The organism is Pseudomonas sp. GW456-12-10-14-LB2, assembly GCF_002884345.1.
GTDB classification, from domain to species: Bacteria; Pseudomonadota; Gammaproteobacteria; order Pseudomonadales; family Pseudomonadaceae; genus Aquipseudomonas; species Aquipseudomonas paraglycinae.
The window spans coordinates 1-250 of the sequence record NZ_POHV01000265.1 but is presented as its reverse complement, the minus strand read 5'-3'; the positions used below and the strand labels follow the sequence as shown (position 1 = coordinate 250).

The following is a 250-nucleotide window of genomic DNA, read 5'->3' as shown; positions in this document are numbered from 1 at the left end:
ACGTGGCCGTGGGCCCCGGCTTCGCCACCGACCGCACCGTGTTCTGGACCTACGCCAAGCCCATGGGCCGCGACCGCGTGGCCACCGCCGCCGCGCGCGGCGCCCTGAGCGCGGCCGGCTCCGAGCTCACCGAGGTGCGCGACATCTTCGTGCAGTACCCCCTGTCCTACTCCCCCTCCCAGTACGGCTCGCGCGTGGTGCCGCTGCCCGACGGCACGCTCGCCGTCACCACCGGCGAGCACTCCGACCC

The 250-nt window shown here is 75.2% G+C and carries 1 protein-coding gene; it reads left to right on the top strand.

Features of this window, described 5'->3' with window-relative positions:
• A partial coding sequence (locus C1X29_RS29025; protein WP_146023337.1) for a PQQ-dependent sugar dehydrogenase occupies positions 1-250 on the top strand: 250 nt, incomplete at both ends.